We start from the raw sequence: 24,743 nt of genomic DNA on the forward strand, positions 1-24,743 counted from the left end.
ATTCACTCGCATCTGGCGCGCCACCTCGCGGCATAGGGCAGCAGGAACAGGTAAAGACCGGTCAGCATCAACAGGCAGAGCGGCAGCAGCGCCAAGAAGCCTACCCAGACGGTCGATTTCTGCTGCAACACCGCGATGATATTGACGATGACAGCCGCCGTAAAGGCGACGGACAGCCAGCGATGAATTAGCCGAAACCGGTTGTTCCAGTTCAAAGAGACCTCCTATGCCGGGAAAATAAGCCTCAGCGACGGACGAACCGCCCATCGACGATCTTACTCCGACCGCGCCAAAACCTGCTCCAGCTTTGCAAAGAACTGCGTCCACCCGCTCCTGGCGCCCCCGTAAGCCTGCCGCTGATCCGGCCGGAAGCCAGACTGCTCCATCCGCAAATGCGTGCCGGTGCCGGTTGGGGTGAGCGTCCAGGTGACCACGCTTTCCAGCCCATAGGCTTCCCAGCTATAGGACAGGCTCTTGTTCGGCTCGACTTCCAGGACCTTGCAGTCGACAGAGCCCCAATCCGCGCTGAAACTGAAACGATGGTCGATGGCGGGCTTGAAGTCGCTCTTCATCAGCCACTCCTGGAGCAAGTGCGGCTGGGTGAGCGCCCGCCAGATCTTTTCCAAGGGACAGGGCATTTCCCGCTCGATGACGACGGAGCGCGTTTCTGTCGATGTGTCGGTCATTGATCCATCCTTTTCAGCAAATCTTCGAGAGCGTTAAAGCGGCTTTGCCAGAAGCCGGCCATCTCGCTCGTCCAGTCGACCAGCGGGGCCAGCGCGCCAAGCTGCGCACTGTAATGGGTCTGGCGTCCTTCGTGGCGATAGCGCACCAATCCGGCCTGCTTCAGGATCCCAAGATGCTTCGAAACAACCGGCTGCGACACGCCGGCCCGCTCCGTCAGAGCCCCGACCGTCTTCTCCCCTTCCCGGCACAGCCGCTCGAACAGAGCCCGCCGCGTCGGATCGGCAAGTGTCCGGAAAAGCACGTCGTGAGCATCTGGCATTGATGATTCATACCTCTAGAGCTATGAATAAACCTATAGCCGCTGAGGCATACGTGAGTCAAGCCAAACCGAGCGGAAGAGCACCAGAGCGCTCTAGCACATATCGAACAATGGAGAATTCACATAGCTATAGAGCTATGCATAGAAGCATTTCGCATAGAGTGCGAACCGCCGCCGCAGCAGCATCGAGCGCCGCGCCGTGCTAACCCGACAACTTGCCTCAACAACTCTCCGGACGCTCGGCCTCCAGCCGCTCTCGAATGAACGTGGGGCCACCGGCAAGACGCGCCGCAAGCAGGCTCGCGGGATCGACCAGACGCCAGTAGGGCGTCACCGTCGAAACCCGCTCGCCCGTCGCCAACGCGCCGAAGGACAGTTCGGCGATGGCTCGCAAATGCCGCTGCACCGTCACCGGGCAGCAGGCATCCGCCCCGTATTGGGCGGCGAGGCGGCGGCGGAGGGCGCCGAGATCGGTGTGAACACCTGGCGGTGCTGATCTGATCTGCTCCGCCACCATCTGCTGCGACGGAATGAGCATCGCTTGCATGCCACTGCGGCCCTTGCGCCGCTGCTTGATCGTCGGAATTTCGCTCATACCGTTCCCCGCAGTATTGCGCCTTCCTGCAATCTAGGGCTGGACCGAATGACGGCCAGCCTCACGTCAATCGACAGAAGTCGCTTCTGACGGCTTTTCTGCTCCCGCCGTTTCGGTTAATCCTCGGGGCCTCTCACTCAGGAAAGGATAGGACATATGGCTAAAGTCGCGTTCATCGGTCTCGGCGTCATGGGCTTTCCCATGGCCGGCCACCTGAAGATCAAGGGCGGCCACGATGTTACCGTCTACAATCGCACCGGCGAGAAAGCCGCCGCCTGGGCTGAGAAATTCTCCGGCAAGTCCGCCCCTACCCCGGCCGAGGCGGCGGAGGGGGCCGATTTTGTCTTCGTCTGCGTCGGCAACGATGAAGATCTCCGATCGGTGACATCAGGCGATAGCGGCGCTCTGCACGGCATGAAGCCTGGGTCGGTGCTGGTCGACAACACCACCGCCAGCGCCGAGGTCGCTCGCGAACTTTATGCAGCGGCAAAGCAAAAAGGTGTCGACTTTATCGACGCTCCGGTATCCGGCGGCCAGGCCGGCGCCGAAAACGGTGTGCTGACCGTCATGTGCGGCGGCGACGAAGCCGTTTATGAGCGCGCCAGGCCCGTCATCGAAGCCTATGCTAGGATGGTCGGCCTGATGGGGCCGGCAGGCTCCGGCCAGTTGACCAAGATGGTCAACCAGATCTGCATCGCCGGCCTCGTCCAGGGACTCGCCGAAGGGCTGCATTTCGGCAAGCGCGCCGGCCTCGATATCGAAAAGGTCGTCGAGGTGATCTCCAAGGGTGCGGCAGGCTCCTGGCAGATGGAAAACCGCCACAAGACCATGAACGCCGGCAAGTATGATTTCGGTTTCGCAGTCGACTGGATGCGCAAGGATCTGGGCATTGTGCTCGCCGAAGCCCGCCGCAACGGCGCCAAGCTGCCGGTCACGGCCGTCGTCGATCAGTTCTACGGCGACGTTCAGGCGATGGGCGGCAATCGCTGGGACACGTCCTCGCTGCTCGCCCGTCTCGAGAAATGATCGGCCCCTCCTCCGATTCGGCAGAATTGATCGCGCATCTCGAAACGCTGCGCTCGGAGGAAAATGTCGCCGGGATGGCGCGATTCGGCATCGTCACCGGTCGCGCCCTCGGCATTTCCAATCCCGACATCAGGGCGGTCGCCAGATTGGCGAAGAGGGATCACCTCAGGGCAATGCAGCTCTGGCAAAGCGATATTCGCGAAGCCCGCCTGCTCGCACTCTGCACAGCTGAGCCGAAACGGCTGACGGCGGAAGAGGCCAAAAGCTGGGCCAATGACTTCAACTCTTGGGAGATCGTCGACTGCGCCGCCGATCTCTTTATCGAGGCCCGGCTGGACGAGCTCATACCAGAATTCGCTGCAGACGAGCACGAGTTCGTTCGCCGCGCCGCCTTCGCCATGATATCAGGCGCCGCCGTCCACAGGAAGAACGAGAGCGATTTGACAATCCTTGCCTGGCTGCCGCTGATCGAGACCCATTCCCGCGATTCCCGCAACTTCGTTCGCAAGGCGGTCAATTGGGCACTGCGCAGCATCGGCAAGCGCAATCGCGGCTGCCATGGCCCGGCGCTGCGGCTGGCGACGCTTCTTGCCGAAAGTCCGGATAAAACCGCCCGCTGGATCGGCAGGGATGCGGTCCGGGAGCTGACCGGCGAAATGCTTATGGCGCGGCTAAGATAGCGCGACACAGCGTCTAGCGCATGTCCCGGAAAAGTATGCAACGGTATTGCGGCAGCCACATGCGCGAAAACAAGGATGATCTTACCGATCGCGCGCCTTGAGCCAGTCTTCGGTCTCTGCCTTATTCCGACGGCCTATTCGGGAGCCCTTTGTCGTTTGGGTTCTGTGCCGGCGTCTCTCTTGTATCTCGTGGCGGATGTTGGCGATCGTCAGACCCCGCGGGGGCCACTTGGTCGTCGGAACGGTGGACAGGCTGCTCTTTAGGGTCGATCCGTCTGGCGGGGGCGGCAATTTTTCTAGGCATAGCCAGCTCCTCTAGCTTCACCGACAGGAACCGACTGCCGCACTGAAGGTTCCGAGTCCAGAAGCGCAGCTTGGTTCGAAATCAGTGTCACCAAACTCCGATCACGAGGATGCGGCCATCAGCGAGGCGAATGAAGCTGTACACCCCGGCACGCAATCAGAGGACCGGGTCTTGGCAGGAACGTTTTCCAACGGCGCGCGTTGATTCTTCTTCTCCCGTGCGAGAGGCGCGGGCAGCACCAGGGAGGTTATCATGAAAGTCAGCGATTGCATGACCACAGACGTGCAGATCACCGATCCGGAGCACACATTGCGAGATGTCGCCTCAATGATGGGACGTCTCGACGCCGGTGTTCTCCCGGTGGGCGAAAATGACCGGCTGGTCGGCATGATCACCGATCGCGACATCGCCATCCGTGGCGTGGCAGAGGGCAAAGGCCCCGACGCAAAGGTCCGCGACGTAATGAGTACCGATGTCAAATACTGCTTCGATGACGAAGATATCGAAGACGTCCTTCACAACATGGGGGATCTTCAAGTGCGGCGCTTGCCGGTGTTGAACCGAAGCAAGCGGCTGGTCGGCATCATCTCGCTTGGCGATCTCGCCATGATGGGTGAGACCATGGAAACAGGCAAAGCACTGAGCGACATTTCGCAGCGCGGCGGTGCACATTCACAGACGCCCCACTGACCGTCCGCGTCGCGCCACAGAAAGGCTGCCACGGGCCGGCGGTCATATGCTCATTCAACTCTCGAAGCTCGCTCTATTGCCTTTGGCGCGAGAGTTCTGCAATTGCGCACACAGGACGCTTCACGTGGCTCCGTTGTTAGCCATGAGCGCCAGTTGGAACGAACTAGACTTGCTTCTGTTTGCCGAGGCCTTGGGCCGAAGCTTTCGCCTTGCCGTCAATGATGCCTGGATTTTTCGACCAGAAAGTCGATCAGCACTCTTACCGCCGGCGGCATGCCCCTGGCCGTCGTGAAGACGATATAAAACTGGCTTTCTTCCGACTGCCATTCCGGCAGGACCCGCATCAGCCTTCCAGCCTGCAGATCCGCCTCGCAGGCGCTTTCGAGCAGCAGCCCGAAGCCGAGGCCGGCGCGGGCTGCATCGAGAATGGCGGTCATGCTGCGGCAGGTCAGCCGCGGCTGATGGCGGATGACCCGTTTTGCGTCATTCGGACCGATGAGTTCCCAGGTATGAAACGACACCCACTAGGTCATTGCCAACGTCGGCAGGTCGGCGAGATCGTCCACGCAATTTAAACCACCGCTGCGTTCCACGAGCGAGGGACTTGCGACGAGGATGCGCCGCGCTCGATCAAGCTTACGCATCGTCAGGCTCGTCTGCGTCTCCGGCTCGTTGGTCGCCCTCACCTCAAGATCGATCCGTTCGTTGATGAGGTCGGCGCGCCGGTCGGAGCCGATGATCTGCAGCTTGATCTTCGGGTAACGTTCCAGGAATTCAGGCAGAATGCCGCCAACGGAGATGTCGACAAGACCGAGCGGGCAGGCCATCCGCACCACACCCTGCGGGTCGGACTGGGCTTCGGTGACGATCGATTTGGCACGATCGGCCTCTTGCAGAATGGTCTGGCATCTTTCGTAAAAAGCCTGGCCTATATCTGTCACCCGAAAGTGGCGGGTCGAACGCTCGATCAGCCGTGCGCCGAGCCCGTCCTCAAGCCGACTGATTCGCCTGCTGAGTTTCGAACGCGGTATCTTTAGATCGCGACTGGCAGACGCAAATCCACCGCTGGAGACGACGGCTGCGAAATAATAATAGTCGTTGAGATCTTCCATAAGAACAAGCTATCCGAGAGTAGGAATGAATGCTGCCCCGCTGCAAGCGGTTGTATCCTCTCTCCCAAAAAGCTGTAATCACATTGTCGGCATTGGATTTTCTTTCCGCGACCCGTCGCGGCAAGGCAAACCGATGCTCATCGGTCTAGTCAAATCTCGTGTATTAATAACTGCGAAGCCTCAATGAGGCTGTGCCGACGTGCGATATGCAACATGCCGGTTCGGCCTACCTGGATGGCGATCAAAAAAGACTACCATGAAGATGGGAGCGAAAACACTGCAAGGACGGTCCGGCAGGGAAGACCGGACCCGTCCCCGTAGCTGATCGGAGGTCACTCGGATCAGAAACTGATTTGAAACGCCCCCGGTCCGAAGACCGGGAGCATTCACCAAGTCGATTAGAACGAACGCTGCAGGCGGAAGTAGCCCGAAGTGGAGTCGTCAGCATCTTCCGGATCGAGGTACTGAACCGAAGCCTTGGCGTAGAAGTTGTCGACGATCTGGTAATCAACCGTCAGACCGACCTTCCAAGCGTCGCCATCGCTGAAGTCGTCACCGGAGACGTAGTAGTCACCGTAGTACTGGACGCCAGGAGTGATCTTGAGCTTGTCGGTTGCCTTGATTGCGTATTCGGCAGCGACAGCCCATTCAGCTGCGGAGTAGTAGGAGTTCGGGCCGGAAGAGTATACGGCAGCGAGGCCGAGCGTGCCGGGACCGATTTCAACCGTACCCATTGCACGGACGGCGCCGTCTTCGTTGTCGAAGTCCCAGCCGCCGGTGACCTGGTAGCTAAACGCACCAGCAGTGCCGCCAACGCCGAAGGCAACGCCAACGTTGTTCGGCTCTTCGCCCGTCTTGTAGAAGCCGTCTTCCAGTTCGTCGACGCTGATGCCAGCGTAGAAGGTGCCGCTTTCGTACTGATAACGGATGGAGTTGTGCAGGGTTACGATCGAACCGATGTCGTCGGTTTCACCCGAGAGACCATCGTCCCACCAGCTGTAGAAAAGACCAGCGCGGAAGCCCGCGATGTCGAGGTAAGCGGAGTCGAGGATGGCATCCTGATCCGAAGCGTTGTCAGCATTGAACTGCATGACGATGACGCCGGTCAGCGGACCATATTCGGTGTCGCTCTTGGCCGTGAACTGAACCTGGCCGCGCGTACGAGCATCCCAATCCGAGTCGTTGCTGAGCGAACCGTTGAGCGGCTGATCACCAACATCAACCTGGAAACGGATGTAGCCTTCGATCTTGAGGCAGGTTTCGGTGCCGGGGATGTAGAAGTAGCCGGTGCCGTAAGCGTCGCAGACGCGAACATATTCAACCGGTTCCGGCTCGGCAGCAACGATAGCGTCAGCTGCAAGAACCGGCGTCGATGCAGCAAAAGCTGCTGCTGATGCGAGCAAAACCATTCTGATGTTCATTTACCAATCCATTCCTTTGTCGATCGGGGCTGGCTTCCAATCGGGTAGTCGATTCGAAGCCGGCCCAGTTTGAACAGCCATCTCGGCGTGCGGATCGATCGAACCGCCAAACCGTCATCACACACCGGGCGTTATCAAGCAATTCTGGATATATGCTGGAGGGGTCCGACCGAGCCATTTTCCCCGAAAGCGTGATTTTTATACAACAATTACAATTGCTTGAAGCAAAAAACGCACAAAACGGCCCGGCGACGGAAGTCTTCCATCGCAAGCCGCAAACGCCATATTCTTTCATCAAAATCCTCACCGCCCGATCTTCGTCGGACATAGTGGTGAAGCTCATAAAACACTACCGCCGGCTAATGAACACACACAAGATGGCGGCTTAGAACATAGTGTCCTGAATTCGATACCAATGCGTCAAAATGATGACATATGGCCCACTGGTTGTACGCACAATAGCCCCTTAATCATTATCAGGCTATTTATTTTTCAGGATTTCGCCGCGATTCAAGCGCTTTTTCGTTGTTTTTGAGTCTTTTCTGCAGTCAGAACCTTCTCGCAGCCCTGCTTGCTGCCCCATTGCGGACATTCTCACGGATGATGAGAATACCGCTCGAAGCCCATTTCTTGAGGAGGACACCCCCTACGGTAGCAGACCATTCCTCGATATTTGAGTATCAGCCTCCATTCAACGGGTCGCAGATCGCATGCTCGGACTCAGTCTTCGTTTGACTTGGCGTTCTCGAGAATCATGTAGTCCAGCGGCAACTGCGTCGAATACTTGATCTGCTCCATCGCGAAGGCGGAGGAAACGTCGCGAATCTCAATCTTGGCGATCATCCGCTTATAAAAGGCGTCATAGGCGGCGATATCGGGCACGACGACTCGCAGGAGATAATCGACATCACCGCTCATGCGGTAGAATTCGACCACTTCGGGGAATTCGGCGACCACCTCGGAAAAGCGGCGCAGCCACTCGATCGAATGGGTAGCCGTGCGAATCGACACGAAAACGGTGACCTTGGTGTTGACCTTCTCGGGGTCGAGGATGGCAACCCGACGCTTGATGACGCCGTCTTCCTCCATTTTCTGGATGCGGCGCCAGCATGGCGTCGTCGACAGCCCCACTTTCTTGGCGAGGTCGGCAACGGCAAGGGTCGAATCTTCTTGCAGCAGACGCAGTATTTTTCGGTCGAGGCGGTCCATGCGCACGTCAGTCCTTTCGAATTATTTTCTTTGTATAACTCGATTCCGCGCGACGAAAAGAATTTTGTTTCAGGAAAGCAGCATTTTCGTCCGTGCCCGCAAGACAGGAAGCAATTCTTCCTCGAACCAGGAATTGCGTTTCAGCCAGCCGCTGTTGCGCCAACTCGGATGCGGCAGCGGCAGCACCGCCGGCGATCGCCCGGACATGAGGCTGTCGCGCCACCCCCGCACCGTCTCGGTCATGCCGCCCCGCGATTCGCCGGCGATATGCCAGGTCTGTGCATATTGACCGATGACCAGCACCAGTTCGATTTGCGGCATCGCCGAAAGTACTCTTTGCCGCCAGAACGGTGCACATTCGCGCCGCGGCGGCAAATCCGCGCCTTTGTCGTCGTAGCCGGGAAAGCAGAAGCCCATCGGCACGATGGCGAATCGGTCGCGGTCGTAAAAGCTTGCTCTGTCGACGCCGAGCCACGATCGTAGCCGGTCACCCGAGGCATCGTCGAATGGCAAGCCGCTCTCATGCACGCGAAGTCCGGGCGCCTGACCGGCGATCAGGATACGGGCGTTCGAAGAGATCACGGCCACCGGCCGCGGCTCGTGCGGCAACCGGTGCGCAGGCCCATTTGCCGGCGCGTCACGACAGATGCGGCAGGCAGCGATTTCACGCCGCAAAGTTTCCAAGCTGGCTTCGTCGGTCATCGCTTACTCCCACCCGACGATCCGCCCGATGAAGCGCAGCGCCTCGTCGAAGCCGGAATTCTGGCGGGCATGGTCGCGCACATCGCGCGGCCGCTCGAAACTTCCGGCCCACATCCCCGCCTTCGCAACCCTCGCTTCGTCTTCCTCCTTGCCGTAACCGCCATAGGAAATGGCCATGCCCCGCCGCACCATGGCGGCGTTGATGTCTCCGCCTGCCCCACTGCGGCAGATGACGAGCAGCCTATCGTAGCGGTCTCGCCGGCTACCCTCGCAAAGCGTTTCCGATGTCAGCACCATCTCCTGCAGCGCCTGGCGCGCGGCCCGCCCGCAAGCCCAGACCGTTCCTGCCCGCTCGCAGCTCTGATTAAGCTCCGGCGCATCGATGCCTTCGAGACGGAAGCGTTCCCGTCCCAAAGACAGACTGTCGCCGTCGGCGGCATGAAAGGCGCCCGCATGCTTGATGGCTGCAATATCGTTGACCTTGGCGGCGATCAGCGCCAGGAGCGCCAGCAGGGCAAAAGCAGTCACGCCATCGCGAATCAGGCGCAGGCCCCGTGTCACGCTTTCGCCTCCTTAAAAAACAAATCCTTGGCAAAGATGGCAAACATCTTCTTAAGAATTGCCGGTTAAGCTCTTATCCACCCTGGGATGAAGTTTCAACGTGCACATGAGTACCGGCGTAAGCACATCGACCGACAAGATTATCGTCGACAGGTCGCGCAGCCACCGCAACAAGGCCGTTTCCAAGGCCGTGCGGCAGACGCGCGAACGTCTTCAGTCCGGCCATGCGTCCAATTCCTCCTTCGACCGTGACGTACTCAAGATGTACATAGCGTCGATGCTGCAGGGCGCGACGATCATGCCACTCTTTGTCGTCATCATCACTGCCCTCGGCGTCTATTTCACTCAAGATACGCGATTGCTCTTCTGGGCGCTGCTGACGCTCACCTGCCACACCGGCAATATACTGCTCGCGCGGCGCGCGCGACGCCAGGAGATCACCGCCGAGAGCGCCCGTAAATGGCGCCGCCTGCTGCTCTCCGGCCAATTCCTGGTTGGCTGCTGCTGGGCCGTTTTCGCGCTTCAGGGCTGCGACACCTGCGAGCCGTCGAGCTTCATTCTTTATAAGGGCGCAACATTGCTGATTGCGCTTTCCGTCACGGCGATGTCGAATTTCATGCTGACGCCTGCCGTCCTCGTCGCCTTCGCACCGGCGGTCCTGGCGCTGGGCGCCAAGAGCGGCCTGTCGCGCGACCTCCTCGAAATCAGCCTGACCGGGCTGTTCACGGCCACCCTGGTCTTCTTCAACTATATCAGCGACCGGCTGTTCAAATCGAACCTCAGGATTCTCTCCTATCAGTCGGAGAAAGACGACCTGATCGCCGAGCTGGAAGTGGCCAAATCGATGTCTGACGAGGCGCGTCGTCGCGCCGAGGAGGCAAACCTCGCCAAGTCCCGCTTCCTTGCCTCCATGTCGCACGAACTCAGGACCCCGCTCAACGCCATTCTCGGCTTTTCCGAGGTGATGTCGGCCGAAGTCATGGGGCCGCTCGCCAATCCGACCTACAAGGAATATGCCGGCGATATTCATCGCTCCGGCCAGCATCTGCTCGATCTCATCAACGAAATCCTCGATCTGTCGCGCATCGAGGCCGGCAAATACGAACTGAGCGAAGAGGCGATCTCGCTGCTCGATATCACCGAAGATTGCATCGGCATGGTCCAGCTGCGCGCCCGCGCCAAGAATATCGCCATTTCGGATCAGTTCGAGCGGCAGTTGCCGGCCATCTGGGCAGACGAGAAGTCGATGCGGCAGGTGGTGCTCAATCTTCTCTCCAATGCCGTCAAATTCACGCCACAGGGCGGCGAAATCCACGTCAAGGTCGGCTGGACGGCCGGCGGCGGCCAGTACATCTCGATCAAGGATAACGGCCCCGGCATTCCGGAAGAAGAGATTCCCGTTGTCCTGTCGGCCTTCGGCCAGGGCTCGATCGCCATCAAGAGCGCCGAGCAAGGCACCGGCCTCGGCCTGCCGATCGTCCAGGCGATCCTTGCCAAGCATGACGGACAGTTCCTGCTGAAATCGAAGCTGCGCGAGGGCACAGAGGTCATCGCCATCCTGCCGGCCAAGCGCGTGCTCCAGAGCCTGCCGGCTGTCGAAGAGGCTCAGGCCGTCGCGCGCAAGCGCAAGAGCTTTGCCTGATTCAACCAAAAAACAGGTGTTTGCCGAGAACGAAGCCGAGATAAAGGCAGCAGGCGGCGATCATACAGGTCACCGCGAAGGAACCGAGATCCTTGGCATGTTTGCCGACGATCGATATCTCCGGCGAAATCCGGTCGATCACCTCTTCGACGGCGGTATTCATCGCCTCCATCGAAAAGAGCCCGAGAAACAGCAGAACCGCCACGACGATCTCGCCGGCCGTCGCGCCCACCAGCGCCAGCGCTGCGATCGAAACGACGAAAAAACCAAGTTCCTGGCGGAAGGCCGCCTCTTTCAGCACACGCAGAAAGCCCGCCCAGGAATAGCTGGCGGCGGCGATGAAATGCCGAAATCTGGTCTCTTTCGTCAGCGCAGGCTTCGTCAAGACGCCCTCTCCTCTTCCGGTTGCGCCACGGCCCCGGGAAAGGTTTCGCCATCTCCCCTTTGGTGAGCCAATAGGCAAATAGCGAATCCGCCTGAACGGCGCAAGCCAACCGGAGCCCGCATCGCCGGGGCCGGCCGCAGCCTCAATGTTTGCCGCTCACACCCGCCTGCGCAAAGGTTGCCATTCCGGAATGGCAGGCGGCCGCCGCCTTGACGATGCCGGCGGCCAGCGCCGCACCGGTGCCTTCGCCGAGCCGCATGCCGAGCGCCAGAAGCGGCGTCTTGCCAAGCATCTCGATCGAGCGCAGATGCCCGGGTTCGGCCGAGACGTGGCCGATCAGGCAATGATCGAGCGCGGTAGGGTTTGCGGCTTTGAGGATCGCCGCCGCGGCAGTCGCGACATAACCGTCGATCAGCACCGGAATGCGCTCCACGCGGGCGGCAAGAATGGCGCCGGCCATCGCCGCAATCTCGCGCCCGCCGAGGCGCCGCATGATCTCGAGCGGATCGTCGAGATGGTCGCTATGCAGCGCCACTGCCTTTTCGACCGCCGCGATCTTGCGCTCCAGCATGTCGCCTTCAGAGCCGGTGCCTGGTCCCACCCAGTCGCGCGCCGAACCGCCATAAAGGGCATAATTGATCGCAGCCGCAATCGTCGTATTGCCGATGCCCATCTCGCCGATGCAGAGCAGATCGGTGCCGCCGGCGATCGCTTCCATGCCGAAAGCCATGGTCGCGGCACAGTCACGCTCGGAAAGCGCCGCCTCTTCGGTAATGTCGCCCGTGGGATAGTCGAGTGCCAGGTCGAAGACTTTCAGCCCGAGATCGTGGGCGACGCAAATCTGATTGATCGCCGCGCCGCCGGCTGCGAAATTCTCGACCATCTGCTGCGTCACCGCTGGCGGAAAAGGCGTGATGCCGTGCCTGGTGACGCCGTGATTGCCGGCGAAGATTGCCACCAGCGGCCGGTTGACGGCGGGTGGGCGACCGGTCCAGGCGGCGAGCCAGAAGGCGATTTCCTCGAGCCGTCCGAGCGCACCCGGCGGTTTGGTCAGCTGCGCGTCGCGTTCGCGTGCAGCCACCAGCGCGCGGGCATCCGGCCCCGGCAGGTCGCGGAGCAAGGTACGGAAGTCGTCGAACGGCAGGCCTGAAACGCTCATCTGTGCGGTGTTCCTATGAATCGGCTATTCTTGTTTTCACGCAAACCACTTGTTTGCGTCGAGCAAATCAGCTTCTTTGCGGTGGCTCTCTCTTAAAGCCGGCGAACGAAGCGAACAACACCAAAAGCGCCGCGACCATAAGTCGGGACCTGCGGCAGAACGAAACAGAATGAAGATCAAGGATTATGCGGTCGATACCGCCCGCGCCGTCGCCTTCCTCAGCCGCCTTCCTATGCCGCCAGCGCTGTTCAACGGCTATGACGGCAGGCTCGGCCGCCTGGTGCGCGCCTTTCCCGTCGCCGGCCTTCTCATCGGCTTTGTCCCAGCCCTCGCCCTCCTCCTTCTTTTAGGCCTGCGCGCCGATCCACTGGTGGCCGCACTGGTCGCACTTGCCGTCCAGGCGCTTGTCACCGGCGCGCTGCATGAAGATGGGTTAGCCGATACCGCCGACGGCATCGGCGGCGGCAAAAGCCGCGAACAGAGCCTCATCATCATGAAGGACAGCCGGATCGGCACCTATGGCGCCATCGCGCTTTTTCTCTCCTTCGCGATCCGCGCGGCAGCCCTTGCCGCCATTGTCGGCCATTCCTCGCCTCTCGCAGCAGTCCTTACCATTCCCGCCGTCGCGGCGCTAAGCCGCGGCGCGATCGCCTGGCATTGGCAGCGGCTGCCGCCGGCAAAGGCCGATGGCGTGGCCGCCTCGACCGGGCAGCCTGATGAGGCGGCGATGCATTTTGCGCTCGTCTCGGCCGGTCTCCTCGCAGCACTTCTGATCTGGCCGGCATTCGGGCTGTGGCCGCTCGTCGCCAGCCTGCTCGCCGCCGGCATCGCAGGATTTGCCTGCACCGTCTTCATCCGCCGCCGGCTTGCCGGCCACACCGGCGACACGCTGGGGGCAACGCAGCAGATATGCGAAATCGCCACTTTTTGCGCCCTTGCCACGGCTCTTTGAAACTCCGATATATCCTCCATGCAAACACCCTGCATTCACGTCTGCTCTATAGTTTCAGTCAGCGGTTTTTGCGCCGGATGCGGCCGCACTCTTGAGGAAATCGGTGACTGGATGAACTATACCGATGCCGAGCGCGGCGGGATCATGGCGCTGCTGCCGGCGAGACTCGCAGCCGCCGCCCCAAGGAGCCACATGAAAACAAGCCTCGCGGCACGGCCGGAGCGGCCCTGATGATCCGTTTGACTGTCCTCCTCGTCGTGATCGGCATCTGCCTTGCCGCGTTGATCCTCAGCAATGACGGCAGCCGCATCCTCGGCCTGCAAAGCGACGATTTCGGCCGCTTCGTCTACCTTCTACCGATCGCACTGATGCTGTCGGCCGGCATCTGGGGAAGCCGGCGCAGCGTCGGTGAAACCATGCGCCAGATGATGATCTGGCTGGTCATCATCCTGGCGCTCGTCACCGTCTATCTCTATCGCCAGGAAGCGCTTGGGGTCGGCAATCGCCTGCTCGCCGGCCTCGTTCCCGGCCGCGCCGTCGTCGTCACGACGAGCGAGGGTGGCAACGAAGTCATCCTGCATAAGCTGTTGAACGGCCATTTCGAAGCCGACGTCAATGTCAACGGCCGAAAGGTCGAGATGCTTGTCGACACCGGTTCCAGCATGGTTGCGCTCTCGCACGAGGATGCCGAACGCATCGGCATCGATCTCACCGGCCTCACCTACTCGATGACGGTCATGACCGCAAACGGCCGTAGCCGTGCAGCCCCCATCACGCTTGACCAGGTGGCGATCGGTCCGATCGTCCGCAACAACGTCGCAGCCAGCGTCGCCGAGGACGGCCGACTCGACCAGAGCCTGCTCGGCATGAGCTTCCTGGAAACGCTCGACTCCATGCAGATGCAGACCGACGAACTGCGCCTGCGGGATTGAACCCTGGCGTCGCAGCGCTCGTCATCTGCCTTCCAATAGCGGGCCTCACCCACTCGGTCGGGTTTCGACAGGCTCTCCATGCGGGGCGCCCCGAGCAGTTCGCCCGTCGACGAACGCCGCCGAAAGTGCGGCAACGCTGGACATTTTCGTTCAACATTTCCGGGCTACTTCGCCAAGCGTGGGTCCATTGCCGCCTGGTCCTCTTTGTTGATATTCTGCGCCCGCGCAATACCGGAACCTGACATGACCCCACGACAGCTGAAGACATTCCTCGCCGTCATCCGCCACGGAAACCTCACGCGCGCCGCTGCCGAGGTCAACCTCGCCCAATCGAGCCTCAGCGACCAGATACAGGCGTTGGAAGAGGAATTGGGCGCCGAGCTCTTTGTCCGATCCCGGCAGGGCGTCGTCCCCACGCCGGCTGGAACGGCTTTGAAGGCTTATGCGGAAGAGATCTTGGCGCTGAATGGCGAGGCGAAGGACGCCGTCCGCTCGGCCGCCGGCAACGACGAACAATCAGTCATATTGGGCACGCTCGAAACCATCGCCGCTGAAAAGCTGGCGCCCTGGCTCTCCAGCTTCCGTCGGCAGAACCCCGGCCTTGCTCTCAAACTCAAGGTTGGCGGCAGTGGCGAATTGTATGCGCAATTGCAGAACGGCTCGATCGACGTCGCCTTCACTTTCGATCGCGGCCATCAGGACGAGCGCTTCGCGACGCGCCATATCTGTAGCGAACCGCTGGTGTTGATCGCGGGCCACAACTCACAGCTGTCCTCATTTGATAGCCTGGCGGCGCTGAGTACGGTCCACTTTGTTGCGACTGAAGCCGGCTGCGTCTATCGCCATCTGTTCAATACGGCCTTTGCGGAAGCGGGCGTGACGCCGCCGCCCATTGCGACGGAAGCAGACAGTATTGCGACGATCATTCGCCTCGTTGCATCCGGCACCGGCTATGGGCTTGTCCCGCGCCTCGCGATCGGACTGTCTCCGGCGCGTAGCGATATCGTCGAATTGTCGTGGCCTGGCAAACCACCAGCCGCTTCGCTGGTGATGACGTGGCGGCGCCGGCGCGTTCAGCCGCCGGCACTCACCCTTATCCTGCATTCAGCAAGCGAAAATCTCTCACCGGTCAAACCAGCCGATGCCCACCTTCGACATGCAGGATCGTGCCTGTGGTGAAACCGTTGCCGATGAGAAAACGGATTGCGTCGGCAATATCCTCCGGCTGCCCGACCCGGCCGGCCGGCAGGCGCTCCGCCATCGCGTCCAGCGTCGCTTGTTTGGCTTCGCCGGCGACAAAGGCCCAGATCGGCGTATCGACCCATCCGGGCGATACGGCATTGATGCGGATCGGAGCCAGCTCGACGGCAAGTGCTCTCACCAGGCCTTCGAGCGCCGCGTTGACGGCTGCGACCACCGATCCACGCGCTGCCGGTCGATAGGCGGCGACTCCTGAGGTATAGGTGATCGACCCCGCCGGCGGCAGATTGGCGGCGCCATGCTTCGCCAGCAGCAGCGGTCCGTAGAACTTGCTTTCGACCACCCGCTGCGCCGCCGCAAGCTCGATTGACGGCAGCAGCTGATAGGCGCCTTCGATATCGGCCGCCGTGCTGACGATATGATCCAGCGGTTCGCCGTCCTGAAACAGCGCTGCGACCTCCACCTCGCGGGCTATGTCGACCGCACGTGTCGCAAGTTTCGGATGGTCGCCGAGGTGGCGGCGGGCTGCCGCGAGCTTCGCCCGGCTGCGCCCCGCAATCGTCACCGACGCCCCTTCGGCAAGCAGACGCATGGCAAGCGCCAGTCCCATGCCGGAACCGCCGCCGACGATCAACACTTTCGCACCTTCAATCCTGATAGCAGTCATCTCGCATCTCCATTTGAATGAGAGAGCAGATGCCCCGGACCGCAGCGGAAGAAAAACGGAAGAAATCGATAGCGACATCGGAGTTTCCGATGACGCGCGTTCAGCGATCAGTTGCGCAGCCGGTAGCCGGTCTTGAAGATCCAGCCGAGTGTCCCGAGGCAGATCGCCAGGAACACCGTGATCATCGCCAGGCTGATGATGGGATTGACGTCGGCGATCCCGTAGAAACTCCAGCGGAAGCCGCTGACGAGATAAAGCACCGGGTTGAAATGGCTGACCGCCTGCCAGAAGGGCGGCAGCATGTTGACCGAGTAAAAGCTGCCGCCAAGGAAGGTCAGCGGCGGCACCACCAGCATCGGAATAAGGTTCAGCTGTTCGAAATTGCCGGCCCAGATGCCGATCATGAAGCCGAACAGGCTGAACGTGATCGCCGTCAGCAGAAAGAACAGGATCATCATGAAGGGATGTTCGATCCTGACGTCGACAAAAAGATTTGCGGTCAGCAGGATAATGAAACCGATGATCATCCCCTTGGTCGTCGCCGCCCCGACATAACCGAGCAGGATTTCCGTCATCGCCACCGGCGCCGACAGCACCTCGTAGATCGTGCCGGTGAATTTCGGGAAATAGATGCCGAAGGAGCCGTTGCTGATGCATTGGCCGAGCAGCGTCAGCATGATCAGGCCGGGCGTGATGAAGGCGCCGTAGGATACACCCTCCACTTCCTGTATGCGCGAGCCAATCGCCGCGCCGAAGACGATGAAATAGAGCGATGTCGAAATCACCGGCGAGATGACGCTCTGTAGCAGGGTGCGGCGTGTGCGCGCCATCTCGAAGAGATAGATCGATTTGATTGCCTCGACGTTCATTTTGCCGCTCCCACCAGCGCCACGAAGATATCTTCGAGCGAACTCTGCCGCGTCGAGAGATCCTTGAAATGGATATTGTTCTCGCCCAGCCGGGTGAGCAGGGTCGCGATGCTCTCCTGCTCATTATCGGCATCGAAATCATAGGTCAGCCGGCAGCCATCGGCTTCCAGCGTCAATCCGTTGCCGGCAAAACAGTCCGGCAGCCGGCTCAGCGGTTCGGTGAGATCGAGGATGAGCTGCTTGCGGCCAAGCTTGGCCATCAGCGCCGCCTTGTCCTCGACAAGCAGCAATTGCCCGCCATTGATGACGCCGACCCGGTCGGCGATCTCCTCGGCCTCTTCGATGTAATGTGTTGTCAGGATGATGGTCACGCCGGAAGCCCGCAGTTGCTCGACGACATTCCACATATCCTTGCGCAGCGTCACGTCGACGCCGGCGGTCGGCTCGTCGAGGAAAAGAATCTCCGGCTCATGGGAGAGCGCCTTGGCGATCAGCACACGCCGCTTCATACCGCCGGAGAGCTGACGCAGCATATTGTCCTTCTTGTCCCAAAGCGAAAGGGCGCGAAGCACCTTCTCGATATGGGCGGGATCGGCTTTCTTGCCGTGCAGCCCGCGCGAAAAGCTCACCGTGTTGAACACCGTTTCGAACTGGTCCGTGGTCAGTTCCTGGGGCACCAGCCCGATCATCGAGCGGGTGGCGCGGAAATCCTTCACGACGTCATGGCCGGCGACCAGCACCTGCCCGCCGCTCGGATTGGCGATACCGCAGATGATTGAGATCAGCGTCGTCTTGCCCGCGCCATTTGGCCCGAGCAGCGCCAGGATTTCGCCCTTTTCAACAGTAAGATTGATGCCTTTCAGGGCCTCGAAGCCATTGGCATAGGTCTTTGTGAGGTTCTGAACGGAGATGATGGGGGCCATGCAGGACTCTTGCGGATTCGGAAAGTATTTCGGCCCGCTATATAAGCTGTCTGTGACGGTTTGACATCCTTCGGGAACGTGAACACTGCATTCACGCAGCACCAACACCGTCACCGACGACGAAGTCACCCCATGGTGACATGATCAAGGCGCCGGCTTTTCAGCTATCCTGGGCACACCAAGCCCGCGAAAAGAAAGGTAACGGCCGGATTGGGATGTCATCATCCGGTGATCTTCATGCCCGATAAGGGTGCCGAGGCAAGCACCGGCATCCGCCCCGCCGCCCATCCCTTTGCGGAGCCGTCCTCTGGCGTTCTCGTTGCGCCTTTTACCGCTGCCTCGGCTTGTAATGAAAGTTATTGTTCAATCACGAAGTGTTTGGAACCGGCGAGTATCCCCTGTCCAGCCGCGTTCGTCTCAGCCGGCCCCAGGCCGGCTTCCTTTTTATCGGTTCCGAGTAGGCCGCTTTCACCACTCCTCGTAATTAAACCAGTCAAAATCCGCGACCTTCCCTCGCCCCGACGTATCGAAAGCAAACAGGCCGGCGAAAGCGCCGGTGAAGGAGCCGTGTTCGCCGCGACCACCCTCGTCGGAGATCATCCCGGCGTCGAGCACCGGGCCGATTGCCTGCCAGGCCCCCTTGCCTTCGGTCTGCCAGAAGAACTGCAGGTCGTTCTCGCGAATTTCCATCGCGAGCTGGACGCGGCCCTCGGCGGCGATCGCCACCCCGCTTTCAGCCGGAAAGCTCAGGCGCCCGTTCGGATAGTCGCCATTGCAGGAAAGGATGGTGACGCAGCGGCCGAGTGTTTCATGTAGCGTGACAGCGAGCGCGTGGAACTTGTGACGGTTATAATAATGCGTCAGTCCGGCAACCTGCTGGTAGGTGTCGGGTGAGAACTCGATCACCGTCTCGGCGCGGAAGCTGTGATGCTCCTGCCGGCGGGCGACCAATGCCTGTTCGAACCAGGAACCGATACTTTCCCGCCCGATCAGGCGGAGATGGCCGGGACGATCCGTCAGGTTGAAGATACGCTGCGGCTCGGGCGTGCGCAGCCACTGGAAGTCAGCAGGCAGTGCCGTGCCATCGAAGCTGTATTCACTGCGCATCGGCTTTTCCACCGGCGCAGCACCAAAGAGACCCGGCACATCGACATCAGGCACTGTGGTGCCGTTTTCGAGATAGAGCCAGTCATCGTCGCGCCAGACGCATTTCTGCAGGCTCGTCTCTCGCCCCAGCGTGCAACGCCGCTTCGGCGGCAGCGGTCGGCCGCAGAGATGGGTGTGGTACGCCTCGCCCTCCGGCGTCTCGACATATTGGCCGTGCCCGGCCCGCTGCAGCACCGCACCCGGGTGATCCTTGGAGGTAATGAGATGCCTGTTCGGATGCATCTCATATGGCCCTTCGATGCGGCGCGAGCGCGCCATCGTGACCGCGTGGTCGTAACCGGTGCCCCCCTCGGCGGTCGTCAGATAATACCAGCCGTTCTTCTTGAAGAGATGCGGGCCTTCGACGAGGCCAAGCTGACTGCCGGCAAAGATGTTCTTGATCGGCCCCTTCAGCGCCTTCGCTACCGGGTCCCATTCCTGCAGCAGGATGCCGTCGAAGGCAGGCGATTTCGGCGAGCCGCCGAAGCTTTCGGTGCGGTGGTTCCACTGCATGTTTACGAACCACTTGCGGCCGTCATCGTCATGGAAGAGCGAGGGATCGAAACCGGAGGAGTTGACATAGACCGGAGCGGACCATTCGGCCTCGATCGAGGGCGCGGTGACGATGTAGTTCGGCGCATCCTTGAAATTGCCGTCGAAGCGCTTGACGTCGGTATAGACGAGCCAGAATTGCCCGTCGGCATAGGAAAGGCACGGCGCCCAGATGCCGCAGCTGTCCGGGTTCCCCCGCATGTCGAGTTGCGAGGCGCGCTCCAGTGGCCGGCGCACCAGCGTCCAGTTTACCAGATCGCGCGAATGGTGGATCTGCACGCCGGGATACCACTCGAAGGTGGAGGTTGCGATATAATAATCCGCGCCGACGCGGCAGATCGACGGATCGGGGTTGAACCCGGGCAGGATGGGATTGCGGATCATGGGCGGCTCCTTCAGAATTGCGGTACGTACGTCAGACGAGGGCGGGAAAAAACCTCTCCTCCCCAGCCAGCCCAAGTCCTTGGGCTGAAAGAACTCTTCTCGCCGTGCAGACGCGCGGCGGCTGGATTCCTGTGACATCCTCGGGCAAGGCCCGAGGCCACAGGAATGAGGGAGCCTGAGACGACATGCTGCCACAAACTCCCACTGTCCATGCTACTCCAGCTCTGCGGACTTGGCCCACAGGTTGATATCCGCTTCCTTGGCGTAGACATCGATCTGCTTCAGCTCCTCGACCGTGAATTCGAGATTATCCAGCGCCTTGACGCAATCGACGATCTGCGAGGAACGGCTGGCGCCGATCAGCGCCGAAGTCACGCGTCCGCCGCGCAGCACCCATGCGATCGCCATCTGCGCCAGCGTCTGGCCCCGGCGCTCGGCGATCTCGTTGAGCTTCCGGATATTGTCGATGATCGAAGGGCGAATGAAGTCGCGCTTCAGGAAATGGTTCTGGGCTGCGCGGCTGTCATCAGGAATGCCGCCGAGATACTTCTTGGTCAGCATACCCTGGGCAAGCGGCGAGAAAACGATCGAACCCATGCCGACCTCGTCGAGCGCATCGAGCAGCCTGTCGTCCTCGACCCAGCGGTTGAGCATGGAATAGCTCGGCTGGTGGATCAGGCACGGCGTGCCGAGTTCCCTGAGGATTGCAGCGGCTTCGCGGGTGCGCTGCGAATTATAGGAGGAGATGCCGACATAGAGCGCCCGGCCGGAGCGGACGATATGGTCGAGCGCACCGCAGGTCTCTTCCAGTGGCGTGTCCGGATCGAAACGGTGCGAATAGAAGATATCGACATAGTCGAGGCCCATGCGCTTCAGGCTCTGGTCGCAGGAGGCGACCAGGTACTTGCGGCTGCCCCACTCGCCGTAAGGGCCTGGCCACATATCGTAGCCGGCCTTTGAGGAGATGATCAGCTCGTCGCGAACCCCGGAAAATTCAGTGCGCAGGATCTCGCCGAAGGCGGTCTCGGCACTGCCGGGGGGCGGGCCGTAATTGTTGGCGAGGTCGAAATGAGTGATGCCGAGGTCGAAGGCCGTGCGGCACATGTCGATCTTGCGGTCATGCGAGGTGTCGCCGCCGAAATTGTGCCAGAGGCCGAGAGAGACGGCCGGCAGCTTCAGGCCGGAACGCCCGACGCGGTTATACTTCATCTTCGAATAGCGGTCTTCGGCCGGCTGCCAGCTCATATGAAAGTCTCCTTCGTACAATATCCGTGTCATCGTCATGCGACATCCTCGGCTAACGAGAATGCCGACACCTGCCCCTTGTATCTGCACGTTAGTAATTTCGTGCGATGGAAGCGATTGAGCCTCTGGCCGGGTGGCCACCCGGCCAGAGGCTTGACGAAGTCGCCCGTCCCCCCTCCGGTTACAACCGTGGATGAGCCTGGGATCTTCGTCATCGTCACGTACGACCGAATAGTCGCTTGGCTCCAATCGCACGCACAAGGCAGGTTACCGTGAACAGAATTATATGTGGAGTGGATGTTTCGAAAGACTGGCTGGATGCGTTCATCCGCCCGTCCGGGACGTTTGAACGGTTCAGCAATGACGCCACCGGCATTGGCGCGCTGGCCGATCTTTGCCGGGCCGAGAATGTCGAGCTCCTCGTCATGGAGGCTTCCGGCGGTTATGAGCGGACGGCCTTCCTGCTGTTGTGGGAATTGGGCATCGCCTGCGCGCTTGCCAATCCGCGCCATGTGCGCCGCTTTGCCGAATCCATGGGCTTTCTGGAAAAGACCGACCGCATCGATGCAGCGATGATCGCCCATTATGCCGAAACCAGGCGGCTGGCTGCCCTGCCGCCGCCGAAAGCCGCGCAGATGCGGCTGTCGGCGCTGATGGCGCGGCTGTCCCAGGTCACGAGTGATCTGACCATCCAGATGCAGCGCCGCAGTGCAGCCCGCGATCAGCAGTGCGAGGCAAGCCTCAACGAGGTGATCGCACTTTTGGTGCGCCAGAGCCGCACCCTCGAAGGCGAGATTGCCTCGATGATAGACGACGATCCGCTCTGGGCCTGTCTCAACCAGGCCTTTCGATCAATCAAGGGCGTGGCCAACCGTACAGTTGCCCGGTTGATGGCCCAACTGCCTGAGATCGGCCAGATCTCCAATAAGGCGATCGCCAAGCTGGCCGGCCTGGCGCCGATTGCCAACGACAGCGGCAAACGCAGCGGACACCGGCCGGTGCGCGGCGGGCGCTCCGGACCACGCGCCATTCTGTTCCTGGTCGGCGCCATCGCAGCCCGACACGATCCGCACCTGGCCGCCTTCCAGCAAAGGTTGCAAAGCGCCGGCAAACCCAAAATGGTCATCCGCATCGCACTCGCCCGAAAACTCCTGGTTATTCTCAATGCAAAAGCACGAGACGCGCGAAGAGAATTCGAATATGCAACTTGACAATCCAGATAGTCGCTCATCCGCCTGCCGGCACCTTCTCCCCGCAAGCGGGGAGAAGGGAAATTGCCGCAGCCCCTCCGTTCCCCATGCAGCTCTCGCATGGCATGTCCCCTCGCCCCGTTTACGGGGAGAGGGTTAGGGTGAGAGGCAGCCATCGGCATGAAATGGACGACGGCGTATGGTCTTACATGACGGAACTATTGGAGCAACCGCGCCGATACGGCAAGCGCAGGCGCGAATGCTCTATCACTTCAACAACGCCTGTGCCTCTTCTATGCCGAGCGCGGCCGGCTGGGTGCAGGTCGTGCTAAGGTCGATGAAGCGCCCCTCCTCGCCCGACTTGAGGATCGAGGTCATGACGTCGACCCCGTGGAGCGTGCGGTCGAGCGAGCAGCGTGCGTCGCGGCCTTCGATCAACGCCATCGCCATGTCGGCAAGGCCCGCCGTGCGGTAGTTGGCGCGCGAGCCGCTGGGGCTTTCCTGGTTGATCTTGCCGAAGGGATGTTCCCAGTCTTTAAGCGGCTTGATGTCCTTGTCGCGGCCACTTGCCTCGACGATGCCGCCGAAGAAGTTCGGGTCCGGCACGTAGAGCGAGCCGTCGGTGCCGTAGAGCTCCATGTTGGCATGGCGATGCGACCAGACATCCCAGCTTGCCGAAAGCGTCACCGTGGCGCCGTTGACGAACTCGAGCAGCGCCTGGATCGTCGTCGGTGTTTTGACCGGGATGATCTCGCCATGGCGCGGCTGGCTGGTGATCGTGCGGGTCTCCGATGCCATCGAGGTCATGGCGCCAACGCGCTTAACCGGACCGATCAGATTGATCAGATTGGCGATGTAGTAAGGGCCGAGATCGAGGATCGGGCCGCCGCCCGGCAGGAAGAAGAAATCCGGGTTCGGATGCCACATCTCCATCCCGGGGCTCATGACATAGCAGGCCCCCGAGGTAACCCGGCCGATGCCGCCATCGTCGATGAACTTGCGGGCGAGCTGGTGTGCGCCGCCGAGGAAAGTGTCCGGCGCGCAGCCGACGGCGAGATTCTTCGCCTTGGCGATGCGGCGAAGCTCTTCGCCCTGCTCCAGCGAAAGCACCAGCGGCTTTTCCGAATAGACGTGCTTTCCGGCTTCGAGGATCGCCTTCGAAACCGGAAAATGCGCATCCGGAATGGTCAGGTTGACGACGACGTCGATCTCCTCATTGGCGAGCAGCGCGTCGATTGTCTGTGCCTTCACGCCATATTCCTTGGCGCGGGCCTCTGCGGCCTGCACGTTGATATCGGCGCAGGCCAGCACCTTCAGCCCCTTGAAGAGCGGTGCCAGCGAGAAATAAGTGGTGGAGATGTTGCCGCATCCGATGATGCCGACGCCAAGTTCCCTGGTCATGATGTGCCTCAATAAGTCTGGAAGGATGCGATCGAACGGCTGATGTTGCGGTCGATGTCTTTCGGATTGTCATGTTCGACGACGAAGTGCTTGGCCTTGGTGCCGCGAAGCGCCGCAATCAGCTTGGCCCACTCGACCTTGCCATGGCCGACGTCGGCCCAGCCGTCCTCGTCCGTCGCTTCGCCTGCCGGCGCAATGTCCTTGACGTGGACTGCAGTGATGCGCGGCCCGAGCTTCTCGATCCAGGCGAAGGGATCGGCGTCGCCGCGGATGACCCATGCGATATCGGCTTCCCAGGAAATGTCGGGAGCGCCTTCGAAGATGCGCTCGATCGGCAGCGAGCCGTCGGCGAGCTTGACGAACTCGAAATCATGATTGTGCCAGCCGAATTCGTAGCCGGCTTCCTTGTAAGGCTTGCTCATCTCCTGCAGGCGCTTGCCGAAGGCGGTCCAGCCGGCGGCGTCGGAAGGGCGCTGGTCAGCTGCCAGATGCGGCGCATAGATCGAATCCATGCCGAGAATCCTGGCAATATTGAGTGACTTCTGAACTTCCTTCTCCAGGAAATCGGGACTGAAATGGCCGCTCGCCATGACGAGACCGTTCTTGTCGAGCTCGGCGCGAAGGCTCTTCAGGCCGGCATCGTCGAGATCGGCATAGATGCCGCCGAAACCTTCGACTTCGCCGTAGCCGGCCTTGCCGAGCTTTTCGAAGATTGCCGAATAGGGCTGGAAGTTGCGCGCGCTGTAGAGCTGGTAGCTAAGTTTCGTCATCATATTCTCCTTGGGCCTCG

Annotated in this window: 26 protein-coding genes and 1 pseudogene; 9 read left to right on the top strand and 18 right to left on the bottom strand. The window is 60.8% G+C overall.

Annotated features, from left to right (window positions below; all coding sequences use genetic code 11):
- Positions 1-2: 2 nt before the first annotated feature.
- The 4 genes from N2597_RS10815 to N2597_RS10830 form a co-directional block, all read right to left on the bottom strand.
- On the bottom strand, positions 3-215 hold the full coding sequence (locus tag N2597_RS10815; protein WP_077989290.1) for a hypothetical protein: 213 nt from the start codon (positions 213-215) through the stop codon (positions 3-5).
- Positions 216-275: 60 nt separating this feature from the next.
- Complete coding sequence (locus N2597_RS10820) at positions 276-686, bottom strand: SRPBCC family protein (protein ID WP_183597575.1); 411 nt, start codon at positions 684-686, stop codon at positions 276-278.
- Complete coding sequence (locus N2597_RS10825; protein WP_009995928.1) at positions 683-1,006, bottom strand: ArsR/SmtB family transcription factor; 324 nt, start codon at positions 1,004-1,006, stop codon at positions 683-685. Before N2597_RS10825 ends, N2597_RS10820 begins: the two co-directional genes overlap by 4 nt.
- A gap of 220 nt (positions 1,007-1,226) precedes the next feature.
- On the bottom strand, positions 1,227-1,601 hold the full coding sequence (locus tag N2597_RS10830; RefSeq protein ID WP_077989291.1) for a hypothetical protein: 375 nt from the start codon (positions 1,599-1,601) through the stop codon (positions 1,227-1,229).
- A gap of 156 nt (positions 1,602-1,757) precedes the next feature.
- On the opposite strand from N2597_RS10830, the gene N2597_RS10835 reads away from it, so the two are divergent.
- From N2597_RS10835 to N2597_RS10845, 3 genes are all read left to right on the top strand, one after another.
- Entirely contained in the window at positions 1,758-2,627 is an 870-nt protein-coding gene (locus N2597_RS10835; RefSeq protein WP_183597566.1) for an NAD(P)-dependent oxidoreductase, read from the top strand.
- Entirely contained in the window at positions 2,624-3,307 is a 684-nt protein-coding gene (locus N2597_RS10840) for a DNA alkylation repair protein (protein ID WP_096761860.1), read from the top strand. The genes N2597_RS10835 and N2597_RS10840 overlap by 4 nt, the downstream gene beginning before the upstream one ends.
- A 556-nt stretch (positions 3,308-3,863) precedes the next feature.
- Complete coding sequence (locus tag N2597_RS10845; RefSeq protein ID WP_077989292.1) at positions 3,864-4,301, top strand: CBS domain-containing protein; 438 nt, start codon at positions 3,864-3,866, stop codon at positions 4,299-4,301.
- Positions 4,302-4,516: 215 nt separating this feature from the next.
- On the opposite strand, the pseudogene N2597_RS10850 reads toward N2597_RS10845, so the two are convergent.
- The 5 genes and pseudogenes from N2597_RS10850 to N2597_RS10870 form a co-directional block, all read right to left on the bottom strand.
- Positions 4,517-5,413 (bottom strand): annotated as a pseudogene (locus tag N2597_RS10850) (LysR substrate-binding domain-containing protein).
- Between the two features lie 398 nt (positions 5,414-5,811).
- Complete coding sequence (locus N2597_RS10855; RefSeq protein WP_077989294.1) at positions 5,812-6,834, bottom strand: porin; 1,023 nt, start codon at positions 6,832-6,834, stop codon at positions 5,812-5,814.
- Positions 6,835-7,554: 720 nt separating this feature from the next.
- A complete protein-coding gene (locus tag N2597_RS10860; protein ID WP_004678404.1) occupies positions 7,555-8,043 on the bottom strand; it encodes an Lrp/AsnC family transcriptional regulator in 489 nt (162 codons plus the stop codon).
- Positions 8,044-8,112: 69 nt separating this feature from the next.
- On the bottom strand, positions 8,113-8,745 hold the full coding sequence (locus tag N2597_RS10865) for a uracil-DNA glycosylase family protein (RefSeq protein ID WP_096761862.1): 633 nt from the start codon (positions 8,743-8,745) through the stop codon (positions 8,113-8,115).
- Positions 8,746-8,748: 3 nt separating this feature from the next.
- Positions 8,749-9,306, bottom strand: coding sequence for a thermonuclease family protein (locus N2597_RS10870; protein WP_009993546.1), 558 nt, complete (start codon positions 9,304-9,306; stop codon positions 8,749-8,751).
- Between the two features lie 106 nt (positions 9,307-9,412).
- Here N2597_RS10870 and N2597_RS10875 point away from each other — a divergent pair, with 106 nt between their 5' ends.
- Positions 9,413-10,948 (top strand): sensor histidine kinase, encoded by a 1,536-nt coding sequence (locus N2597_RS10875; protein ID WP_077989296.1) that lies wholly within the window; start codon positions 9,413-9,415, stop codon positions 10,946-10,948.
- A gap of 1 nt (position 10,949) precedes the next feature.
- Here N2597_RS10875 and N2597_RS10880 read toward each other — a convergent pair whose 3' ends face one another.
- Both N2597_RS10880 and cobT read right to left on the bottom strand, forming a co-directional pair.
- Entirely contained in the window at positions 10,950-11,333 is a 384-nt protein-coding gene (locus N2597_RS10880; RefSeq protein WP_183597564.1) for a diacylglycerol kinase, read from the bottom strand.
- Between the two features lie 142 nt (positions 11,334-11,475).
- Positions 11,476-12,492: a nicotinate-nucleotide--dimethylbenzimidazole phosphoribosyltransferase gene (cobT, locus tag N2597_RS10885; RefSeq protein ID WP_077989298.1), complete on the bottom strand. Its 1,017-nt coding sequence runs from the start codon at positions 12,490-12,492 to the stop codon at positions 11,476-11,478.
- A 169-nt stretch (positions 12,493-12,661) separates the two neighbouring features.
- Between cobT and N2597_RS10890 the strand changes: the two genes are divergently transcribed.
- From N2597_RS10890 to N2597_RS10905, 4 genes are all read left to right on the top strand, one after another.
- Complete coding sequence (locus N2597_RS10890; RefSeq protein WP_038689434.1) at positions 12,662-13,444, top strand: adenosylcobinamide-GDP ribazoletransferase; 783 nt, start codon at positions 12,662-12,664, stop codon at positions 13,442-13,444.
- Between the two features lie 18 nt (positions 13,445-13,462).
- Complete coding sequence (locus tag N2597_RS10895) at positions 13,463-13,675, top strand: DUF1289 domain-containing protein (protein WP_183597562.1); 213 nt, start codon at positions 13,463-13,465, stop codon at positions 13,673-13,675.
- Positions 13,675-14,376, top strand: a complete 702-nt coding sequence (locus N2597_RS10900; RefSeq protein ID WP_183597560.1) for a TIGR02281 family clan AA aspartic protease — start codon at positions 13,675-13,677, stop codon at positions 14,374-14,376. The genes N2597_RS10895 and N2597_RS10900 overlap by 1 nt, the downstream gene beginning before the upstream one ends.
- Positions 14,377-14,619: 243 nt before the next feature.
- On the top strand, positions 14,620-15,555 hold the full coding sequence (locus tag N2597_RS10905) for a LysR family transcriptional regulator (RefSeq protein WP_183597762.1): 936 nt from the start codon (positions 14,620-14,622) through the stop codon (positions 15,553-15,555).
- Here the strand turns inward: N2597_RS10905 and N2597_RS10910 are convergent.
- From N2597_RS10910 to mgrA, 5 genes are all read right to left on the bottom strand, one after another.
- Positions 15,506-16,243, bottom strand: a complete 738-nt coding sequence (locus N2597_RS10910) for an SDR family oxidoreductase (protein ID WP_183597558.1) — start codon at positions 16,241-16,243, stop codon at positions 15,506-15,508. The two genes, N2597_RS10905 and N2597_RS10910, sit on opposite strands and share 50 nt — an antisense overlap.
- Before the next feature lie 107 nt (positions 16,244-16,350).
- Positions 16,351-17,112, bottom strand: a complete 762-nt coding sequence (locus N2597_RS10915) for an ABC transporter permease (RefSeq protein WP_183597556.1) — start codon at positions 17,110-17,112, stop codon at positions 16,351-16,353.
- On the bottom strand, positions 17,109-18,035 hold the full coding sequence (locus N2597_RS10920; protein WP_183597554.1) for an ABC transporter ATP-binding protein: 927 nt from the start codon (positions 18,033-18,035) through the stop codon (positions 17,109-17,111). The genes N2597_RS10915 and N2597_RS10920 overlap by 4 nt, the downstream gene beginning before the upstream one ends.
- 468 nt (positions 18,036-18,503) lie before the next feature.
- A complete protein-coding gene (locus tag N2597_RS10925; RefSeq protein ID WP_183597552.1) occupies positions 18,504-20,117 on the bottom strand; it encodes a glycoside hydrolase family 43 protein in 1,614 nt (537 codons plus the stop codon).
- Positions 20,118-20,330: 213 nt separating this feature from the next.
- A complete protein-coding gene (gene mgrA / locus N2597_RS10930; protein WP_183597550.1) occupies positions 20,331-21,362 on the bottom strand; it encodes an L-glyceraldehyde 3-phosphate reductase in 1,032 nt (343 codons plus the stop codon).
- Between the two features lie 272 nt (positions 21,363-21,634).
- Between mgrA and N2597_RS10935 the strand changes: the two genes are divergently transcribed.
- Positions 21,635-22,573 (top strand): IS110 family RNA-guided transposase, encoded by a 939-nt coding sequence (locus tag N2597_RS10935; RefSeq protein WP_077992921.1) that lies wholly within the window; start codon positions 21,635-21,637, stop codon positions 22,571-22,573.
- A 246-nt stretch (positions 22,574-22,819) separates the two neighbouring features.
- On the opposite strand, the gene N2597_RS10940 is transcribed toward N2597_RS10935, so the two are convergent.
- Together N2597_RS10940 and N2597_RS10945 are read right to left on the bottom strand one after the other, a co-directional pair.
- Entirely contained in the window at positions 22,820-23,953 is a 1,134-nt protein-coding gene (locus tag N2597_RS10940; protein ID WP_183599364.1) for a Gfo/Idh/MocA family protein, read from the bottom strand.
- Between the two features lie 8 nt (positions 23,954-23,961).
- Positions 23,962-24,723 carry a sugar phosphate isomerase/epimerase family protein gene (locus N2597_RS10945; protein WP_183599362.1) on the bottom strand — a complete coding sequence of 254 codons (762 nt, stop codon included), beginning with the start codon at positions 24,721-24,723 and terminating at the stop codon, positions 23,962-23,964.
- Positions 24,724-24,743 lie beyond the last annotated feature (20 nt).

Origin of the sequence: Rhizobium sophoriradicis, assembly GCF_025200795.1 — a bacterium.
Lineage (GTDB): Bacteria > Pseudomonadota > Alphaproteobacteria > Rhizobiales > Rhizobiaceae > Rhizobium > Rhizobium sophoriradicis.

Bases quoted from the DNA above. Each gene is read 5' to 3' on its own strand.
- N2597_RS10820 (WP_183597575.1), bottom strand. From the start codon at position 686: ATGACCGACACATCGACAGAAACGCGCTCCGTCGTCATCGAGCGGGAA.
- N2597_RS10825 (WP_009995928.1), bottom strand. From the start codon at position 1,006: ATGCCAGATGCTCACGACGTGCTTTTCCGGACACTTGCCGATCCGACG.
- N2597_RS10830 (WP_077989291.1), bottom strand. From the start codon at position 1,601: ATGAGCGAAATTCCGACGATCAAGCAGCGGCGCAAGGGCCGCAGTGGC.
- N2597_RS10835 (WP_183597566.1), top strand. From the start codon at position 1,758: ATGGCTAAAGTCGCGTTCATCGGTCTCGGCGTCATGGGCTTTCCCATG.
- N2597_RS10840 (WP_096761860.1), top strand. From the start codon at position 2,624: ATGATCGGCCCCTCCTCCGATTCGGCAGAATTGATCGCGCATCTCGAA.
- N2597_RS10845 (WP_077989292.1), top strand. From the start codon at position 3,864: ATGAAAGTCAGCGATTGCATGACCACAGACGTGCAGATCACCGATCCG.
- N2597_RS10855 (WP_077989294.1), bottom strand. From the start codon at position 6,834: ATGAACATCAGAATGGTTTTGCTCGCATCAGCAGCAGCTTTTGCTGCA.
- N2597_RS10860 (WP_004678404.1), bottom strand. From the start codon at position 8,043: ATGGACCGCCTCGACCGAAAAATACTGCGTCTGCTGCAAGAAGATTCG.
- N2597_RS10865 (WP_096761862.1), bottom strand. From the start codon at position 8,745: ATGACCGACGAAGCCAGCTTGGAAACTTTGCGGCGTGAAATCGCTGCC.
- N2597_RS10875 (WP_077989296.1), top strand. From the start codon at position 9,413: ATGAGTACCGGCGTAAGCACATCGACCGACAAGATTATCGTCGACAGG.
- cobT (WP_077989298.1), bottom strand. From the start codon at position 12,492: ATGAGCGTTTCAGGCCTGCCGTTCGACGACTTCCGTACCTTGCTCCGC.
- N2597_RS10890 (WP_038689434.1), top strand. From the start codon at position 12,662: ATGAAGATCAAGGATTATGCGGTCGATACCGCCCGCGCCGTCGCCTTC.
- N2597_RS10895 (WP_183597562.1), top strand. From the start codon at position 13,463: ATGCAAACACCCTGCATTCACGTCTGCTCTATAGTTTCAGTCAGCGGT.
- N2597_RS10900 (WP_183597560.1), top strand. From the start codon at position 13,675: ATGATCCGTTTGACTGTCCTCCTCGTCGTGATCGGCATCTGCCTTGCC.
- N2597_RS10905 (WP_183597762.1), top strand. From the start codon at position 14,620: ATGACCCCACGACAGCTGAAGACATTCCTCGCCGTCATCCGCCACGGA.
- N2597_RS10910 (WP_183597558.1), bottom strand. From the start codon at position 16,243: ATGACTGCTATCAGGATTGAAGGTGCGAAAGTGTTGATCGTCGGCGGC.
- N2597_RS10915 (WP_183597556.1), bottom strand. From the start codon at position 17,112: ATGAACGTCGAGGCAATCAAATCGATCTATCTCTTCGAGATGGCGCGC.
- N2597_RS10920 (WP_183597554.1), bottom strand. From the start codon at position 18,035: ATGGCCCCCATCATCTCCGTTCAGAACCTCACAAAGACCTATGCCAAT.
- N2597_RS10925 (WP_183597552.1), bottom strand. From the start codon at position 20,117: ATGATCCGCAATCCCATCCTGCCCGGGTTCAACCCCGATCCGTCGATC.
- mgrA (WP_183597550.1), bottom strand. From the start codon at position 21,362: ATGAGCTGGCAGCCGGCCGAAGACCGCTATTCGAAGATGAAGTATAAC.
- N2597_RS10940 (WP_183599364.1), bottom strand. From the start codon at position 23,953: ATGACCAGGGAACTTGGCGTCGGCATCATCGGATGCGGCAACATCTCC.
- N2597_RS10945 (WP_183599362.1), bottom strand. From the start codon at position 24,723: ATGACGAAACTTAGCTACCAGCTCTACAGCGCGCGCAACTTCCAGCCC.